Raw genomic sequence first — 17,500 nt, 5'->3', positions numbered from 1 at the left:
CCTTTAAGATGATAAGTTATCAGAAATTTTATAATATTTTGGAGGGATACTATGTACCAAGTACTTGTCGCAGATTCCATCAGTGCAGATGGTCTTGCCCCATTATTGGAAGCAGAAAATATTCGTGTTGTAAGGAAGGATTCAGATTCTAGTTTCTCCTACGATGAAATTGATGCTTTGCTTGTTCGGAGTGCAACACTCGTAAATGATGAGCTTTTAGCCACCCTACCTAATTTAAAGGTCATTGCACGAGCAGGCGTTGGTGTAGACAATATTGATGTTCAGGCTGCCACAAAAAAAGGCATTGTCGTCATTAACGCACCTGATGGAAACACCATATCCACAGCAGAGCACACACTTGCTATGATTTCTTCTTTAGTTCGTCACATTCCGCAAGCAAATATGAATGTAAAGAGCTCTCATTGGGACCGAAAGAAATTTATTGGAACAGAATTATTTGGAAAAACGCTTGGAATTGTTGGTTTTGGTCGTATTGGAAGTGAAATTGCAAAGCGAGCCAAAGCGTTTCAAATGAAAGTGGTCGTCTACGATCCATTTTTAACAGAGACGCGAGCAGAAAAGTTAGATGTTGTTTCCTTGAGCCTGCAAGAGGTAATGAAAAATGCCGACATAATAACGGTACATACCCCTTTGACAAAAGAAACAAAAGGACTTCTTAATCAGGATAATATGCCAGAATTAAAAAAAGGCGTCTTCTTAGTCAACTGCGCCCGTGGTGGGATCATTGATGAGGATGCACTCTTACACTTTTTGAACACTGGACACGTAGCAGGAGCTGCTCTGGATGTATTTGAAATCGAACCCCCAACGAAGACTGAGCTTATTATGCATGAAAATGTTATTGCAACCCCCCACTTAGGAGCATCAACAAAGGAAGCTCAATACAATGTGGCATATCAAGTATCCAAGGATGTACTGGCATTTTTACACGGACAATCGGTAACGACAAGTATTAACTTGCCTACTATTCCAAAAGACATTCTAAATAAGATTAAGCCTTTTTTTCAACTTGGGAAAACAGTTGGCTCCATTCTTTCACAATCTTCAAAAGGTCCAATAGAAGAAATCACTGCAACCTATGCAGGTAAAATAACAGAATGGGAAACCTCCATTATCACGAAAAGTATCATTGCAGGTTTTTTACAAAATAGAGTGGATCAAACAGTAAATGAGGTAAATGCAGCTACGATTGCGAAAGAACGAGGTATTATGTATGGAGAAAAGCATCGAAATGAAAGTTTTGGCTACTCTAACTTAATCCAAGTTCAAGCAAAAGGAAACCAAGTAGACTTGCTTATTCGGGCGACCTATATCGAAGGATTTGGTGCAAGAATTGTTCATATGAATGGATTTGATATTGACTTTGCACCAAGCGGCCATCTACTTTATGTACAGCATTATGACCGCCCAGGTGTTATTGGACAATTAGGAAATATATTTGGAAAGCATGAAACAAATATTGCGACGATGCATGTGGGACGAATGCTCCAAGGCGGGAAGGCTATTATGATGCTCTCCGTCGACAAGCCTTTGGATAAACTCTTGTTAGATGAAATCCTTCTCATACCTGATATTGCATTTGCTATTACGTTAGATTTGTAATGAGTTACCCTAATTTCATTTCTTTTCTTTGCCCTTTATCAAAGATCATAATACTTTTATATCCTACTTCATTTGCAAGATTGATAGCTTTGTCATAGTCACACCCTACATGCTCTGGAACATGAGCATCTGATGAGAGCACAATTGGCACACCTTTTTGATAGCACATTTGTAGCAAACGTTTATCTGGATACAATTCACGTACCGGCTTACGTAATCCAGCTGTACTAATCTCTACACATGTCTTCGAATTGGCAAGAGCCGTTGTTGCTCTTTCATATTGTTCAAGTAGGAACTCTTCATCTTTGGGGACATAGTTAAAGATCTTTACTAAATCAATATGTCCAATAATATCAAACAGATTAGATTCTGCTAGTGTAATAACTTGATCAAAATATTGTTCATACACTTCATATGTATCTCTTCTGTCCCACTCTTTTCGGAATTCTGCTAAGTCAATGCCAAAGTCTCCTACCCAGTGAATAGAGCCGATTACATAATCGAAGGGATAGGAATCGATGAACTTCTTCATCTCCTTGTGTTTAGAAGGCGTATAGTCCATTTCAATCGACATCTTAACATGTATGTCTTTGTCCCATGCTTCTCTAAATAAACGATGATAATCTTCCATATCATAATATCTTCGCTCATCTACCCATGGATTACTTAATATATCCTTTGTTTGATAAAAGTGATAGGCATGCTCAGATATTCCAAACTCCTCAATCCCTTTTTCTTTTGCAACTTTAATAAATTGCTCCAAATAATCCAATGTCAATGTACCGCGTTCTAAATGGTTATGATAATCGGTTAACATCTGCATCCCTCTTTCCTTTTTGACTATTATACTACTATCAACAAAGCTATGGGAATGAGAAAACGTCATAGTTAATTAGCCACTCAAGGAAAGCGAACACCTGGCACGGAAATCTACAGGGCGTTCAAAGGGGTCATCTTATATTTTCAGGGTAGGCAACTATGAAATACAAAGAAAATTGCACCTTGGTTGATGAAAAAGGGAAATGTTAAGTTTCCACGTCTCCCCTGTAGATTGAAGTGGAAGGTGTGAGACTCCTGCGGGAAGCAGCGCTTTGTGGAGACCCCGCAGGCAAAGCCGAGGAGGCTCCGCAAGCGCCCCGCGGAAAGCGAATGCCTGCAACGGAGATCAACAGGGAGTTTTACAGGTAACCTCCCTATTTTCAGGGTAGGCTAAAAAAATGGTACCATCATCCAATCAATTCTGCATTCCCTTTTCAATAATTGTAGTAAGAGAAAAAGCGTGCAAGGCTGCACGCTTTTATAAAGGATATGGAATTGGATTCGGTGAATAAGGAACATCCACTGGTTCATTTAGTTGGATATTTCCAATGATACCGTCTTGAGTAGATTCAAAAATCACTTTCTGAAAGCCAAATTCTTTTGCCGTCATCAGCATCGCTTCTAAAGCAAAGATCGTCTCTTCTGTATTAGTTAGCACACTTGAAGGTGAAAGAATAATTCTTACTGTACCATCTTCCGCATCGTCTGTTTGTACATTTTCTATTTGAATGGTAGACGGGATGGAAGGATCAACTTTATTATCTGGATATTGATCTGGTTTTGTTTTCATCGTATTTATTGCTTCTGTTATTGTCGCAAATTCTGTCTGTGACCGAACAAGAAAAATTGGTGTCTGTTCAGATGCTTGATATTTAAAATAAGGCCTTTTAGCAAAAACTGTCATTGAAATCGATTCATTGTATTCACTATTTCCAATAGCCACACCTTTGTTGCTTCCATTACTAGTAAACTCATGATATGTGTATGGAGTCCACCTCAAAGTTTCATCAATTTCATTAAGCAAAGTGGTCTGTTGCATACTAGAATAAGACATATACAGTTCTCCCACTTCTATCATAGTCATAGGAGTTCCACCAGCAGAATATGCCATTGAAAGAACAGCGCCTTGATTGATCAAAGGCTCTTCTAAGCCTAACTCTGCATAGTTTAATTCATAACGAATTCGTTCCAATGCGGAAAAATATGATTCCTCTTCATTTTTTGAAACGATAAGTGAAATTGGAAAAGTAAAGCCACCATCATCTGACATCGCAGATTCCGAATGAGCTGTTACTCCTATCGTAACAATATGATTAGTCTCTTCATCTAAATTTGATACAACAAAGGTTTGATTTTTCACGTCTGTAGTCATAATTTCGTTAGGTTTTTCATCTTCAACCGCATTATTGCCATCGATTTTATTTATAGATTCTAATTGATTACCCGTCTCACTATCCGCTGCATCATCATTAAAATTTGAATACTCCATAATACCAGAACGCTTCGTTTCTTGTGCTGCATCATCCATTGATGAGTTTTGAGAAGTCATATTTTGAAAGAATAATGGTGTAATAATAGCGAAAATCATAATAGCTGCCGCTAATGCAATAGTTGGCATCACTTTAAATTTCCTTGGTTTTTTATTTAAACCGATCTGAACTTCACTATAGATCTGACTTGAGTCTCGCTCGTCTTTAACTTTCGGCATTTGCCTTAAAAGGTTTTCCAGTTGGTCTTTATTTATACGTTGTTTAGGACGCATTACTATTCCCCCCTTTCTCTTGGAGTTCTTCCATATGAGCCTTCAAGACCTTTAAGGCTCTATGCTGAGTTGTTTTCACCTTACTTTCCGTCCACCCTAATATTTGAGCGGTTTCTTGGATTGATAAGGCCTGTATGTACCGTAAGATAAGGACTAATCGGTGATCGACTTTACACTTATCTAAACAGCGGTACATTTGTTGTATTTGTTCATTCTGTACGGCTATTTCCTCAGGTAATGGGGCGTGATCCTGTACCTGTTGTGTACTCCAGTCAAAAGTTTCGAGCAGCTTACTTTTCCAACCTTTTTGCTTTCGGAAAGAATCAATTGCTACATGCTTAGCTATAGAAAATAACCAAGTCTTTTCGCTACTCTTTCCTTCAAACCGATCGTAAGAACGTAAAACTTTTATATACACTTCTTGAACGAGGTCTTCGGCTTGCTCTTTGTTTTTAACCATATAAAATAAAAATTGAAAGACATCATGATGATATTTTTCATAGAGCTCTTGAAAAACGGTATTCATCCTTTCCCTCCGTTCATTACATTAGTCGTATACTATACTAAAAAAGTTACATTACAAATATATGACAAAAATTACAGTTTAGCTAGATTCTTATAGGAATATTTAGGAAACTTATTAAGCTATCGTTATTTATGTAATTACGTATAAAAAATAGTGTTTAGGTTTAATTATAATGGATGCGTTCATAACATAATAGATTAATTTTGAAGAGGTTAAAAAAAATGAATTTTATGTTGTGAAATTTTGAACACGTTTCAACTAAACACGTTTCACAACTCTTCTTGTTTTTTACGAAAGAGAAAACAAGTATATGATATACTTATAAAAAAAAAGGTAGGTGTTTACTTATGGAAAAACTTTTAAAACAACTGATAGACCAAATGAATACTCGTTTTGACCAGATTGATGTTCATTTTGACCAAATTGATACTCGTTTTGAACAAATCGACACTCGCTTTGAACAGATTGATGCCCGTTTTGAACAAATTGACACTCGCTTTGAACAGATTGATGCTCGTTTTGAGAAAGTTGATGGGGATTTAAATTTTTTAAAGGCTGAAGTCTCAGTAATTAAAGAAACTGTTACCAATAATTCAATCGAAAGTCGTAGCCATTTTAAACAGATTGAAAATAAACTTAATGAACAACAAAGTACTTTTAACGTTGTGGAAGGTGAGTTTAAAAAAGTAAACATTGATGAGTTCGAAGGCTGGGAAACATGACACAGAGCTAAACAACCTAAATAAACGAATACAATCCAAATTATAGAGCCGTACTACGATAGGTATTCTACAAAGTTTACGAAAATACGATAGTCAAAACACTTTACTTGCCACCTATGTTTCCTACTTAACCTTCTCAAACACCTTCTGTTTATTAGAAATTCTATGTCCTAGTGTAATCTAAGCCTAAAAAAAACGGATAAAAAAGAGAAGCCCAAAACTTCCAGGCTTCCCCTCATCTCTCATTCATTGCAACATATATTCCGCTCTTTCCCTAAGTAACCGTGTTAGTATAGGAAATAAAATAAGGAAAAATATAACATTACCGATTGCATGGTTAATATCAAACGGCAAGCCAGCTAAATAATAGGGCCAAAACATTTTTCCAATAACAACACGTTCTAGTGATACGACAAAGCCGTATAATAGTCCACAAACCCCAGCATAGATTGCTAAAATAATGACTGGTGTTTTTTTAAACCATTTCCCTAGTAGTCCACTCATGACTCCAATCGTGGACCAAGCAATGATCTGCGTAATGGTCCACGTGCCACTTCCTAACACTAGATTAGTTGCTAAAGTACTGCCGGCAGCAAGAATTACACCGGAAATTGGCCCCATCCAGAACGAGCAAATAATTATAATTGCCGTTACAGGTTGCACATTCGGAATCGAGACAAACGCAAGTCTCCCAACTACACATAGTGCGATGAAAACACCTAAAAGAGCAATCTTTCTAGTAGACATTTTTTATTCCCACTTTGCATAATTGAACTGAACCACATCGTCTGCTTCTAGAATATATTCCTTAGCACCTACCATAACCTCTTCTTCATTCACGGTATAAGTCCAAAAATAAGAATTTTCTGTATCAGATTCTACCCCATCTATTCCAACGATAAAATCACCGTCTAAAGTTAAATCAAAGTTACGTTCCATCACTTCCATGATTGATTCGCCTTCTTCAAATTCCACTGTTTCTTCACTAATCACTTCTTCTCCATCTTTAGTAAGTTTAACAGTAACTTCTGCTTGCTCCTGTTGTTGTTCTTCTTGAGTTTCACCTGCATTTTGGTTATTCTCCGTGTTTTCCTGACCAATTGCACAGCCAGCAAGCGCTAATGTGAAGATTGTTAATAGTGTTAATAAATACTTTTTCATTGTCATTTCTCCCCTATGTACGTGATAGTTTAAGCTAACTACAAGAATGTTACTTCATCCCACCATTTTCAGCAAAAATAGTGGCTACTGGGTCAATAAATGCAATAAAAAACCTCATCCTCTGTTGGAAAGAGGATGAGGTTTAACGGCATCTATAAAAACAAGTAATACACAAAAGTAGCCGTCTCGCTCACTCAACCCCCGAAGCATAGAAACTAGTTTGGTAATTGGCAGGTCTACTGACTTATGCTTCACTCTACTTTGAGCCTTCCCATATGGAGACCTTATTATTAAGCCTTCTCATACAGTGGTAATCTCATTTCGTCCACATTTACAGTTGCGGGGACAGTTTTGGTCTTTCACCAAATTCCCTTTTAAATCACCGAAGTGATACCAATTACTTTTCTATTCAGTTAACTATTTTCCATATTACACAAATTGCTGGAACATGACAAGAAAATGTTCCATAGTTAACAAGATTATTCGCTAAAGAGTAACATTTTAAGCTATCGTTCGAGGGATAAACAGTGAAAATGTCGTACCTTCGTTCCATTTTGAATGAACGGAAATATGTCCATTATGGGCTTCAATAATATTTTTTACAATGGCTAAGCCTAATCCTGTCCCTGCTCGCCCTCTTGTTCTTGCTTTATCTGCCTTATAGAATCTTTCAAAAACAAATGGAAGGTCTTCTTCCGGTATACCGTGACCGGAATCCTTCACATCAATTTTCACACCAAGATCTGTCAGGTTAATGATAATGATAATTTCTCCACCTTGTTCCGTATGGCGAATAGCATTGTCGACAAGGTTTGTTAGTACTTGCTCCATCTTATCGACATCAAAATCTATTTCACCCTGCCCAGTCATGTTATAGCTAAGATGTATATGTTTCTCTTTTGAAAGGCCTTGAAATTTGCGAATAATTTTTTCAACAAAATGCGACACATCTGCCTTTTCATAGTTTAAGGAGATATGACCAGCTTCCATTCTCGCCAGATCCAACAGGTCGTTTACAAGTCTTCCCATTCGTAAAGACTCATCATAGATAACCGATGCTAGTTCTTTTTTCGCTTCATCTGTTCCAGCGATGTCATCTACTATTGCCTCACTATACCCCTGAAGCATCGAAATCGGAGTTCGCAGTTCATGCGACACATTTGCGATGAAGTCTTTGCGCAGCTTATCAAGCCTTCTCTCCTCCGTCATGTCCCGAATAACCGCCACTGCTCCACGGATTGTAGTTTGGCTATAAAGTGGACTCATGACGATAACCCAAGTTCTTCCTTGATAAGAGAGTTCTATACTTTGCTCTTTTTCTATCGAAACAGCCCGTTGAAACATCTCCTTCACTTCAGTTGGAAGATTTTCACCTTTTTCATTCCCCTCCTGATAGAACCATGCTTGTAAAAAGCGTTCAGCTGGAGGATTGGTTACAAGTATGGAACCATCTCGATTTAGCGTGATAACTCCGTCTGCCATACTACTTAAGATATTGGCCAAATGTTCTTTTTCTTGATTTAAGGCATTTATATTAAATTTTAATTGTCTTCCCATCTGATTAAAAGCCATGGCTAATTCGCCAATTTCATCATGCGTTAGCATTGGCAGCTTCGTATCAAATTTCCCACGTGCTACTTCAAATGCAGCCTCTCGCATTTTCCGAAGTGGGGCAGTGATCCTTGTAGATAGGAAGAAGGCAAAAATGGTTGTTAAAAATATTGCAAAGCCAGCTGCTAGTAAAATAAGTTTCGTTGTTTGCTTCGTTGTTTCTTTTATAGCGAGCAATGATTGATAGATGAATACTGCCCCATCTTTGTTTTCTTCTAGATGAAGTGGAATTCCAACTACCATCACTTCTCCATACATATCAGCTGTCGTATTTATATCCGGCAGATATGTTTTTTTTGTAACCATAGGTTGGTCCTCAAATACTAAGGACAATTGTGGGTCATCTAAGAAAAATGATGCTGGAAGATGTTCAAGAGTTTTGCTTGGTGAATGCGAATAGTCCGCTTTATCCGAAAATATTACAACTCGTGTCGATTCATCAACAAGCTCCCATGCAATCAATTTAGATTGTTCATGATCTGCATGCTGTTCGAGGATGAGAGCAATTTTTTTTGCATCCTTTGTTAATTCATTTTCCGCTTCTTTCACATGGTAATTCTCGAAAAATTCTAGCAGGAGAATTGTTAAAACAAATAATACAAAGGAAACTAAAAGTAAAATGGTAAGCCAAAGCTTACCAACGACACTTTTCCAAATCATGATTCACTGCCAACCTCAAATTTATATCCTACCCCCCAAACGGTTACAATCATTTTTGAAGCAGGCTCTGATACTTTATTAAGTTTTTCACGAAGCCTTTTGACATGAGTATCCACAGTACGTAGATCTCCAAAGAATTCATATTGCCATACTTCTTTTAGTAATTGCTCGCGGTCAAATACCTTGTCAGGGGATTTAGCAAGGAAGTATAACAATTCATATTCCTTTGGTGTCAAATTAACTTCTTTTCCATCAGATGTAACGCGATGTGCATCGTTATCAATCGTAAGATGCGGAAATACAATGACATCTTTCGTAGTCGTTTCGGTTGTTAAGAATGTCGTGGTCGAAGAACGTCTTAATAACGCTTTAACACGAAGCACTACTTCTCTTGGACTAAAGGGTTTTACTATGTAATCATCAGTTCCTACTTCAAAGCCTTGCACGCGGTTTGTTTCTTCTCCCTTTGCTGTCAGCATGATAATTGGAGTAGCCTTCTTTTCTCTTATTTCTTTACAAACTTCCATACCGTCCATCCCAGGCATCATTATATCTAGGAGAATAACATCATATTCTTTTTCTAGCGCAAGTTCTAAAGCTAGATATCCATTATCTGCCTCTTCAATCGTATAGTTTTCACGTTCTAGATACATTCTTAATAATCTTCTAATGCGATCTTCATCATCCACCACTAGTATTTTCACGTCTTTTTCCATTGAAAACCCTCCTGTTAATCACATAGTTCTGTAAGAAAAGCCCTCACAATTTCTGTGAAGGCTCATTATTCAACGTTACATAGCATACGAGTGTAAACCTGCAATTATTAAATTAACTCCAATAAGGTTAAATAAAATTATAGCAAATCCAATTAAGGTTAACCATGCCGAATTTTCACCTTGCCACCCTTTGGAAAGGCGTAAATGTAAATAAGCAGCGTAAAATAACCACGTAATAAGTGCCCATACTTCCTTTGGATCCCAAGCCCAGAATCTTGTCCAAGCTATTTGAGCCCAGATTGCAGCAAAGATTAAGCCACCTAATGTAAACACTGGAAATCCAATTGTTACTGCACGATAACCGATTTCATCGACAAGCTCTAAATTAACCTTACTTACTACTGGCTTTAAAGCTTTACCGATTGGTTTTCGTAAAATCAGACGGAATAATCCATATAAAAATAGGCCTGCAAAAAGTGACCAAATAACTGTATTTAATTTCAAAGTATTAACAACTGCTGGTAAATTAATCCACGCATCCATTCTATTGTCTGTTAATAGTTCACCTTGGTTTGGGCCAACTAATGCTGGTAGATGATACTCAACATTCGCAGGTGCCCCCTGTTTATTCACATAAGCGAATTCTGCTTCATAATTTGCAGCTCCAAAGCCAATGGAGAGGAAAATATAGCCTAAGAAGCAGATGAGCGTGTAAAGTGTAAACTCTATCCAAAAAGGCTTTTGACCTTTTTTACTATAATCTACCACTTTCACTAGATAAATCAAGCCTGCAGCAAAACTGACAGACAGGATAGCAATACCAAGTGCCACTGTTGAAACATGGATTGCAAGCCAGTGACTTTGCAATGCTGGAATCAATGGGGCAATATCTCTCGGAAACATACTTGCATAAGCAATCAATAGTAAAGCAATTGGTAAAGTAAAAACACCAAGCGTACTAGTTTTATAGATGAAATATATAACGATAAATGCTAATACTAACATCATCCCAAAAAACGTCGTGAATTCAAATAAGTTACTAAGCGGTGCATGACCACCTGCAATCCAACGTGTAATAAAGTATCCTAATTGGGCAACAAACCCCAAAATAGTGAGTGAAATTCCTATTAATGCTGCTTTATTCCCCTTCTTAGCACGGATCGCTCCGCCAAAAAAGGCGGTTCCTATTAAATATAGGATAAATGCAGTGTAAAGCAAGTTACCACTAAGCTGCGCCATAAGTGAGCCTCCTATTCTTCCACTTTCTTGATTTCTTTATCATCTTCTACTTGATCAACTGGAATTTCAATAGAAGTTCCTTGAAGAGCTTTATTAATATCATGTTTTAGTCCAAACCAGTTTTTATTAGTATGGCCTGCAACCCAAATTTCATTTCCTTTTACTTGCACCCATACACGGCGGTGATTCCAATACATCCCCTGGATAACACCTATCATAAAGATTGTACCACCGAGACCTAATAACCAAAGGGTGTGATCCTTTCGAACTGTCAGACCGGAAACATTCCTCGTTTCTATACCAGCAAAAGTCATTTTGTTTTCGTTTGTACCGTTGGGTTCAATGTTTTGTTGGATTGCCACTAAACTAATTTCTCCATCAGGTTTCTCTGGTGTCACCATACGGAAAACAAAAGCAGGATTATCTGGAATTCTCGATTTAGTTGTCGGTTCGCCATTATCTAACACAAAGTCTGGAAAATAACTTATTAGCTCTACAGAGTGTCCATTCCCCAATTCATAGATTGAATCCGGGTTTAACAAATCCACTTTAATCGTACCAAAGTTTTCTTCAGTTTCCTTGTTTACAAAATTAAAGGACATCGCACTAAATTCATTTAGTTTATAATCCACTTGATAATAGGCAAAAGAGTCATACTTCAAAGGTTGATTGACTTTAATGGCATGTTTCTTTACTTCTTCTAATTCTGGCTCTGCTCCATGAACGATTTCACCTTTTCTTTCAAAAAGAATCGCATTGGTTTGGAAGTTACTTGCAATTGCCCCTTCCCCAGCTCTAGAAATAGCAGACTCAAACACTTCATTAGCAGAATCGCTTGTATATGACTCGAAAATGAAGTCTTCACTTTTTAAAAAATATTGACCATCCGTACCCGGTACTGGACGTGTTTCCCCTTCACGGACCCATACTACCTCGTCCACATACATTCCAGGGAAAAACCGTAGCATAGCACCTAATAAAAAGATAATCAATCCAATATGGTTCACATAAGGACCCCAGCGGGAAAAACGGTATTTTTCCGCTAGTATATTTCCATTCTCTTCTCTAATTTTATAATGTCTTTTTGAAAGACCCTCTTTAACTTTATCTAGTTCTGACATTGATTCAGTTACAGTTGTCTGTCCAAACACACGCTGGCGTTTTAGAAAACTATCATGTCTCGTTACTTTTTGCGTTTTTAATGATTTATAGAGTGGAACAAAGCGGTCTAAGCTTGCTATTACTAGCGATATTCCAAGTGCTGCAATTAAAAGCATGTACCACCATGATCCATAAAGATTATGAAACCCTAACTGATAATACATTTTTCCGGCGAATCCGTATTCTTCTGCATAATATGTACTAGCGTTGGAAGTTGGGGGAATATACGCTTCTTGTGGAAAAAGTGTACCAAAGGCAGATGCAATCAACAAGATAACAATAATCCAAACTCCCACTTTCACTGAAGAGAAGAAATTCCAAATTTTATCTACAATAGTTTTATTATAGGTTTGGGATCGTCTTGCACTACCTTCATACCGCATGTCTAGTAGTTTTTCTTTACCTGTATCATTCTCGGTAGGCTTCCCACATGCTTCACATAAAATGGTGCCTTCTGGATTAAGATGTCCGCACTCACATTTTATTTCCTTCATTCGTAAAACTCCCTATTGTTTCGGTTTGATCATTTCCATGTATTCCTTCACTTTTGCTTCTGTTAGTTGCCCAGAATCTTTTTTTAGTATTTTTCCATTTTCATCAATTAAAATTGTTGTCGGTAAAGGAACAATCCCATATGCTTGTCTTACTTGGTCGTTTTTGTCTAATAATATTGGAAATGTTAACCCATATCGATTTTTAAATCGTTCCACAGCTACATTCGTTTCTTGAATATTCACTGCTAATATTTCTACACCTTGGTCTTTAAACACTCGATATTGATTTTCCATATACGGCATTTCACGCTCACACGGCTTACACCATGTACCCCAAAAGTTTAAAAAAACACCCTTGCCTTTTAAGTCTGATAACATTACCTCATTACCTTGTAGATCAGTTAAGACAAAGTTTGGAGCCTGATCTCCCACACTCACCAACTCTTTTGTTGTAAAAAAATTCGTGTATAACGTATACCCGATAGCGGATAACAGGAGAAGCAGAATCGCTGTACGCATAACTAAACGGTTCTTTTTACTCATTCTTCAAAACTCTCCTATATCTAAGTCATCATCATTCATCTTTGCTATTATATCACTTACCACTTTTCCCACAGTAAACAGATTATGAACCTTATGTGAACACTAGAAAAGCAGAGTCCGCTCTTTCTGTCCAAAAAAATCAGTAAAGCGGAAGCGGATATCTCCACCTCCGCTTATGCAGCTTTTCTACTATTTCTTTGGCTTAGTAGCCATCACACGTAATTGTTTCACCTCATGCGGAGTTAACTCTCTTGCTTCACCTGCTTGTAAACCTTGAAGTGTTAAGAAGCCATAGCGTTCTCTTTTTAACTTCATTACGGGATGGCCGATTGCCTCGAACATTCTACGAACTTGGCGATTTCTTCCCTCATGAATGATCACTTCAAAAATAGCAGTTTGTTTTGTTTTCTCCATAGAAATCATCTTGATTTTTGCAGGAGCTGTTTTTCCATCCTCTAGCTTTATTCCACGCTCTAGGCTACGGATAGCTTCTCTTGAAGGGATACCTTTTACTTTCGCAACATATACTTTTTCAACCTCCGAGGTTGGATGCATCAAGTTATTTGCGAAATCCCCATCATTTGTCATGATCAAAAGACCAGATGTATCATAGTCTAAACGTCCAACGGGATAGATACGTTCCGTAATAAAAGGGAAAAAGTCTGTTACTACTTTTCTTCCTTTGTCATCACTAACACTTGATATGACACCTCTAGGTTTATAAAGAACAAAATATACCGGTTCCTCTCTTTCAACAGGAACACCTTGCACTTCTATTTTATCATGAGGGGATACTTTGACCCCAAGCTCTTTGATTACTTTCCCATTTACCCTAACTTTACCTTCTTGAATTAATTCTTCTGCTTTTCTTCTAGATGCAATACCTGCATGTGCAATAACTTTTTGTAACCGTTCCATTTCTTTCACCTCATTCAACATCTTACCTGACTTTACAAGGAAAAGCCAAGATTTCTATACCTTTATTATTCCCATTGTTCACAAACTCTAATTATACCCATACTATTTTTAAAATAGGAAGGAAAATTATATAAAAGGGGTCTGGCCCCATTTGGGCAAATTACCCAAATGGGGCCAGACCCCCTAACTGTTTTTATAAGCCAAAGAAAAAAGTCACGACCAAAATGGAAACTGCAATCCCCACAACATCTGCAAGTAAACCTACCTTTAAGGCATCTCCCATCTTCTTAATTCCTACTGCACCAAAATAAACAGTAAGGACATATAAAGTCGTATCGGTGCTTCCTTGCAAAATTGAGGCTAACCGGCCCATAAAGGAGTCGGGCCCGTATGTGGCAATCATATCCGTAGTCATACCAAGTGCTGCTGTACCTGAGATTGGTCGAATGAGAGCTAGCGGAACAATCTCAGCAGGCACACCTATCGCTTGCATAGCAGGACGTAATAATTCTACTAAAAAGTCTAGTGCACCTGAAGCTCGAAAGATTGAAATTGCTACTAGCATTCCTACTAGAAATGGAATAATAGAAATCGCAATCTTTATGCCTTCCTTTCCACCTTCCACAAACGTTTCGTAGGTCGGTACTTTTTTAAATGTCCCATAAAGGAGGATAAATCCTATCATAAAAGGAATTAACCAGAGTGAAATAAGAGAAATAAACTGCATACCTTAATATCCTACCTCCTTCTAGCCATTCTTCGATAATAGAAAAAGCGGTCTATGAGAATGGCAGCAATTGCCGAGCAAGTTGTCGCAACTAACGTCGGGCCTACAATTTCCGTAGGGGCTGCCGACTCATACGTCATTCTTATTGCGATGACTGTAGTTGGTATAAGTGTAATACTTGCTGTATTAATTGCTAGAAATGTCACCATAGAACGACTCGCTTCCACCGTACCTCCGTTAAGCGCCCTTAATTGCTCCATCGCCTTAATACCCATTGGTGTAGCTGCATTTCCAAGTCCAAACATATTAGCGATCATATTAGATAACATATACCCCATTGCAGGATGATCTGGTGGTACCTCTGGAAAAATCCATTTCATAAAGGGTCTGAATAAAATAGCTAATTTTTCTAATAGCCCTGCTTCTTGAGCAATTCTCATCAAACCTAACCAAAATACTAAAATACTAATAAATCCGATACAGATGGTGACGCCCTCTTTCGCTCCAAGGAAAATGGCTTCATTCACCTTATCCATCGTGCCATTAATCATTGCAAATACTATTCCAATGATTGTCATAGCAACCCAAATAAGATTAATCATGGTAGCTTACCAGCAAAAATAAAGAATATATTTTTAAAAATGGACCAAAATCCACTAGATTCTTTCTCCTTCTTCTCAAAATAGATTGGTGTTTCTGCAATCATTTCATCATTTAATATCACCGTATAATTCCCTACGACATCAGGCACATTTGCAGAGCGATCCCACTCTTCTTTTGGTTTTACTAATGTAACATTTATCCGAACATTTTCTCTTTCTTTCACAGTTAAAGGATACTGGATATCTCTTGCAATAAAAATTTTATTTTTATAGAATTCATCTTCAATGTTTTTCAACTTACCTTCATGTGCTAAGTTATAAAGCTTATAATCTACGAATGCACGATTAAACATATAAATATGATCTTGCCAATCGTCCGGGCCGTTCAACGTAACCACAATAGCATCCAAACCATCTTTGGAGGCGGTAGTAATAAGCGTTCGTTTCGCTCGTTTTGTAAATCCAGTCTTTCCTCCGGTTGCATTGGAATACATCCCTGTTACGAGACGATGTTTGTTCGTCCAGCTTCTTTCCCACGATTCACCTGGTGCTGCCGGTGCACGATAAACCTTTGTTCCAGAAATCTCTCTAAACTTCTCATTTTCCATTGCATAGCGTGTTAATAGTGCCATGTCATATGCGGTGGAATAGTGGTTTTCATGATCATCTAAGCCATGGGGATTGGCGAACTCCGTATTGGACATTCCAATTTCCGCTGCTTTTTCATTCATCATGTAAACAAACCCTTCCAGGCTCCCTCCTACATGTTCGGCAATCGCAACGGCTGAATCATTACCTGATCGAAGCATTAATCCATATACAAGATGCTCAAGCTTGATTTTCTCCCCACTTTTTAAGTAAATAGAAGAACCTTCTGCATGAATAGCTCGATTACTAACCGTTACTATTTCTCCCATTTTCCCAGATTCAATCGCAATAATAGCTGTCATGACCTTTGTAATACTTGCAATACGCTGCTTATCATGTGCGTTTTTTTCGAAGATGACTCTACCACTCTCTTGCTCCATTAAAACCGCATTTCTTGCACTAACTCCAACCTGCTCTGCCTTTGCACTCGAAGGAAAACTTATACTAAACACCAGCATCATAATAGAAGCGATGATGAACATAACTCTAGCTTGTAACATCTAATCCCCATCCCTTTATCTATGTTTGTACAAGTTTATGCTCAACATGTCCTAATATGATTTTTCCATCAAAAAAAGGGAAGATTTCTCTCCCCAACTTAATACGATTTCCATTTTAATTTAGACGCTTCTTGGAACCGTTTCTCGACATCCCGCCAGTTTACGATATTCCACCAATTGTCTATATACTCTTTCCTATTATTCTTATATTGCAAGTAGTACGCATGCTCCCATACATCAAGTCCAAGCAATGGTATCGTATCCCATTGTGTGAAAAGTTGTTGTTTTTCCGTTTGTAAAATTTCTAATCTTTGTGCACGAGGAGACCAAACCAGCAACGCCCAGCCTACGCCTTCTACCTTATCAGCAGCTTCTGAAAAATGTTTTTTAAACTTATCAAAACTTCCGAAGTCTTGAATTATTTGTTGAAGAAGTCTTCCTTTAGGTAAACCACCGCCACTAGGGGACATATTCTCCCAAAACATTGTATGCAAATAGTGCCCAGAACCATGAAATGCCGCTTCCCTCGCCCAATGCTTGATAAGATCGAAATTCCCAGTATCCCGAGATTCTTGCATTTTCAATTCTGCTTGATTTAGTCCATCTACATAGCTTTTATGATGTTTCAAGTGATGAATTTCCATGATATCTCTTGAAATATAGGGTTCAAGTGCAGTATAGCTATACGGCAGTGGCGGTAATTTGTGTCCTCCAATTGGAACCCTTCCATTATTTTGGCGCGTATTTTGTCCTAATTGGAATCCCTGTGCTACATCCTCCATTTTTTGTTTCATTGTCAAAACATCTAATTCTAGAATTGTAGTCTTTTGTTGAGCAGTTTGTACGTTTTTTAAGAGGTCTCTTACGTCCATTACCCATTCTGAGCGAGTTGCACCATTTTCCGTCAACACTTGCAAACACCAGTTTTCCATATCATTTAAATATTGTCTAAAAACTTTCTGATTTTGTTTAATCATTCTACCCCTCCTAGAAAACTCATCGTGCTATCCTATGCGATGAGCAAGAGAAAAAGAAAGTTGTACCCACTAATTTGCCAGGCAAACTTCC

General features: G+C 37.8%; 17 protein-coding genes and 1 riboswitch. Of the genes, 2 read left to right on the top strand and 15 right to left on the bottom strand.

What is annotated here, in order from left to right:
* The first annotated feature begins 51 nt into the window (after positions 1-51).
* Positions 52-1,623 carry a phosphoglycerate dehydrogenase gene (gene serA / locus BK580_RS09785; RefSeq protein WP_078380141.1) on the top strand — a complete coding sequence of 524 codons (1,572 nt, stop codon included), beginning with the start codon at positions 52-54 and terminating at the stop codon, positions 1,621-1,623.
* A 4-nt stretch (positions 1,624-1,627) separates the two neighbouring features.
* On the opposite strand, the gene BK580_RS09780 is transcribed toward serA, so the two are convergent.
* The 3 genes from BK580_RS09780 to sigX form a co-directional block, all read right to left on the bottom strand.
* Entirely contained in the window at positions 1,628-2,440 is an 813-nt protein-coding gene (locus tag BK580_RS09780; RefSeq protein WP_078380140.1) for a histidinol-phosphatase, read from the bottom strand.
* A 480-nt stretch (positions 2,441-2,920) separates the two neighbouring features.
* Positions 2,921-4,204 carry a hypothetical protein gene (locus BK580_RS09775; protein WP_078380139.1) on the bottom strand — a complete coding sequence of 428 codons (1,284 nt, stop codon included), beginning with the start codon at positions 4,202-4,204 and terminating at the stop codon, positions 2,921-2,923.
* On the bottom strand, positions 4,194-4,730 hold the full coding sequence (gene sigX, locus BK580_RS09770; protein WP_078380138.1) for an RNA polymerase sigma factor SigX: 537 nt from the start codon (positions 4,728-4,730) through the stop codon (positions 4,194-4,196). The genes BK580_RS09775 and sigX overlap by 11 nt, the downstream gene beginning before the upstream one ends.
* A 347-nt stretch (positions 4,731-5,077) precedes the next feature.
* Between sigX and BK580_RS09765 the strand changes: the two genes are divergently transcribed.
* Positions 5,078-5,452: a hypothetical protein gene (locus BK580_RS09765; RefSeq protein WP_078380137.1), complete on the top strand. Its 375-nt coding sequence runs from the start codon at positions 5,078-5,080 to the stop codon at positions 5,450-5,452.
* Between the two features lie 246 nt (positions 5,453-5,698).
* Here the strand turns inward: BK580_RS09765 and BK580_RS09760 are convergent, their stop codons facing one another.
* From BK580_RS09760 to BK580_RS09705, 12 genes are all read right to left on the bottom strand, one after another.
* On the bottom strand, positions 5,699-6,199 hold the full coding sequence (locus tag BK580_RS09760; protein WP_078380136.1) for an ECF transporter S component: 501 nt from the start codon (positions 6,197-6,199) through the stop codon (positions 5,699-5,701).
* Positions 6,200-6,202: 3 nt separating this feature from the next.
* Positions 6,203-6,613 (bottom strand): DUF4430 domain-containing protein, encoded by a 411-nt coding sequence (locus BK580_RS09755; protein ID WP_169864903.1) that lies wholly within the window; start codon positions 6,611-6,613, stop codon positions 6,203-6,205.
* A 212-nt stretch (positions 6,614-6,825) separates the two neighbouring features.
* A riboswitch (cobalamin riboswitch) is annotated at positions 6,826-7,026 on the bottom strand.
* Between the two features lie 88 nt (positions 7,027-7,114).
* A complete protein-coding gene (locus tag BK580_RS09750; RefSeq protein ID WP_078380134.1) occupies positions 7,115-8,884 on the bottom strand; it encodes an ATP-binding protein in 1,770 nt (589 codons plus the stop codon).
* Complete coding sequence (locus tag BK580_RS09745) at positions 8,881-9,600, bottom strand: response regulator transcription factor (protein ID WP_078380133.1); 720 nt, start codon at positions 9,598-9,600, stop codon at positions 8,881-8,883. Before BK580_RS09745 ends, BK580_RS09750 begins: the two co-directional genes overlap by 4 nt.
* A 75-nt stretch (positions 9,601-9,675) precedes the next feature.
* Positions 9,676-10,839 (bottom strand): c-type cytochrome biogenesis protein CcsB, encoded by a 1,164-nt coding sequence (gene ccsB / locus BK580_RS09740; protein WP_078380132.1) that lies wholly within the window; start codon positions 10,837-10,839, stop codon positions 9,676-9,678.
* A gap of 11 nt (positions 10,840-10,850) precedes the next feature.
* Positions 10,851-12,494 carry a cytochrome c biogenesis protein ResB gene (gene resB, locus BK580_RS09735; RefSeq protein ID WP_078380131.1) on the bottom strand — a complete coding sequence of 548 codons (1,644 nt, stop codon included), beginning with the start codon at positions 12,492-12,494 and terminating at the stop codon, positions 10,851-10,853.
* Between the two features lie 12 nt (positions 12,495-12,506).
* A complete protein-coding gene (resA, locus tag BK580_RS09730; RefSeq protein WP_078380130.1) occupies positions 12,507-13,037 on the bottom strand; it encodes a thiol-disulfide oxidoreductase ResA in 531 nt (176 codons plus the stop codon).
* 189 nt (positions 13,038-13,226) lie between these two features.
* Positions 13,227-13,955, bottom strand: coding sequence for a pseudouridine synthase (locus BK580_RS09725; RefSeq protein ID WP_078380129.1), 729 nt, complete (start codon positions 13,953-13,955; stop codon positions 13,227-13,229).
* A gap of 193 nt (positions 13,956-14,148) precedes the next feature.
* Positions 14,149-14,682: a spore maturation protein gene (locus BK580_RS09720; RefSeq protein WP_078380128.1), complete on the bottom strand. Its 534-nt coding sequence runs from the start codon at positions 14,680-14,682 to the stop codon at positions 14,149-14,151.
* A gap of 11 nt (positions 14,683-14,693) precedes the next feature.
* A complete protein-coding gene (locus tag BK580_RS09715; protein WP_078380127.1) occupies positions 14,694-15,284 on the bottom strand; it encodes a nucleoside recognition domain-containing protein in 591 nt (196 codons plus the stop codon).
* Positions 15,281-16,432, bottom strand: a complete 1,152-nt coding sequence (locus BK580_RS09710) for a D-alanyl-D-alanine carboxypeptidase family protein (RefSeq protein WP_078380126.1) — start codon at positions 16,430-16,432, stop codon at positions 15,281-15,283. Before BK580_RS09710 ends, BK580_RS09715 begins: the two co-directional genes overlap by 4 nt.
* A gap of 98 nt (positions 16,433-16,530) precedes the next feature.
* On the bottom strand, positions 16,531-17,409 hold the full coding sequence (locus BK580_RS09705) for a superoxide dismutase (protein WP_078380125.1): 879 nt from the start codon (positions 17,407-17,409) through the stop codon (positions 16,531-16,533).
* Between the last annotated feature and the right edge of the window lie 91 nt (positions 17,410-17,500).

Origin of the sequence: Sutcliffiella halmapala (genome assembly GCF_002019665.1) — a bacterium.
Taxonomy (GTDB): domain Bacteria; phylum Bacillota; class Bacilli; order Bacillales; family Bacillaceae_I; genus Sutcliffiella_A; species Sutcliffiella_A halmapala.
This window is presented reverse-complemented; position numbering and strand designations above follow the sequence as displayed.

Excerpts from the sequence above, each read along its gene's own strand:
- serA (WP_078380141.1), top strand. The coding sequence starts at position 52 with ATGTACCAAGTACTTGTCGCAGATTCCATCAGTGCAGATGGTCTTGCC.
- BK580_RS09780 (WP_078380140.1), bottom strand. The coding sequence starts at position 2,440 with ATGTTAACCGATTATCATAACCATTTAGAACGCGGTACATTGACATTG.
- BK580_RS09775 (WP_078380139.1), bottom strand. The coding sequence starts at position 4,204 with ATGCGTCCTAAACAACGTATAAATAAAGACCAACTGGAAAACCTTTTA.
- sigX (WP_078380138.1), bottom strand. The coding sequence starts at position 4,730 with ATGAATACCGTTTTTCAAGAGCTCTATGAAAAATATCATCATGATGTC.
- BK580_RS09765 (WP_078380137.1), top strand. The coding sequence starts at position 5,078 with ATGGAAAAACTTTTAAAACAACTGATAGACCAAATGAATACTCGTTTT.
- BK580_RS09760 (WP_078380136.1), bottom strand. The coding sequence starts at position 6,199 with ATGTCTACTAGAAAGATTGCTCTTTTAGGTGTTTTCATCGCACTATGT.
- BK580_RS09755 (WP_169864903.1), bottom strand. The coding sequence starts at position 6,613 with ATGAAAAAGTATTTATTAACACTATTAACAATCTTCACATTAGCGCTT.
- BK580_RS09750 (WP_078380134.1), bottom strand. The coding sequence starts at position 8,884 with ATGATTTGGAAAAGTGTCGTTGGTAAGCTTTGGCTTACCATTTTACTT.
- BK580_RS09745 (WP_078380133.1), bottom strand. The coding sequence starts at position 9,600 with ATGGAAAAAGACGTGAAAATACTAGTGGTGGATGATGAAGATCGCATT.
- ccsB (WP_078380132.1), bottom strand. The coding sequence starts at position 10,839 with ATGGCGCAGCTTAGTGGTAACTTGCTTTACACTGCATTTATCCTATAT.
- resB (WP_078380131.1), bottom strand. The coding sequence starts at position 12,494 with ATGAAGGAAATAAAATGTGAGTGCGGACATCTTAATCCAGAAGGCACC.
- resA (WP_078380130.1), bottom strand. The coding sequence starts at position 13,037 with ATGAGTAAAAAGAACCGTTTAGTTATGCGTACAGCGATTCTGCTTCTC.
- BK580_RS09725 (WP_078380129.1), bottom strand. The coding sequence starts at position 13,955 with ATGGAACGGTTACAAAAAGTTATTGCACATGCAGGTATTGCATCTAGA.
- BK580_RS09720 (WP_078380128.1), bottom strand. The coding sequence starts at position 14,682 with ATGCAGTTTATTTCTCTTATTTCACTCTGGTTAATTCCTTTTATGATA.
- BK580_RS09715 (WP_078380127.1), bottom strand. The coding sequence starts at position 15,284 with ATGATTAATCTTATTTGGGTTGCTATGACAATCATTGGAATAGTATTT.
- BK580_RS09710 (WP_078380126.1), bottom strand. The coding sequence starts at position 16,432 with ATGTTACAAGCTAGAGTTATGTTCATCATCGCTTCTATTATGATGCTG.
- BK580_RS09705 (WP_078380125.1), bottom strand. The coding sequence starts at position 17,409 with ATGATTAAACAAAATCAGAAAGTTTTTAGACAATATTTAAATGATATG.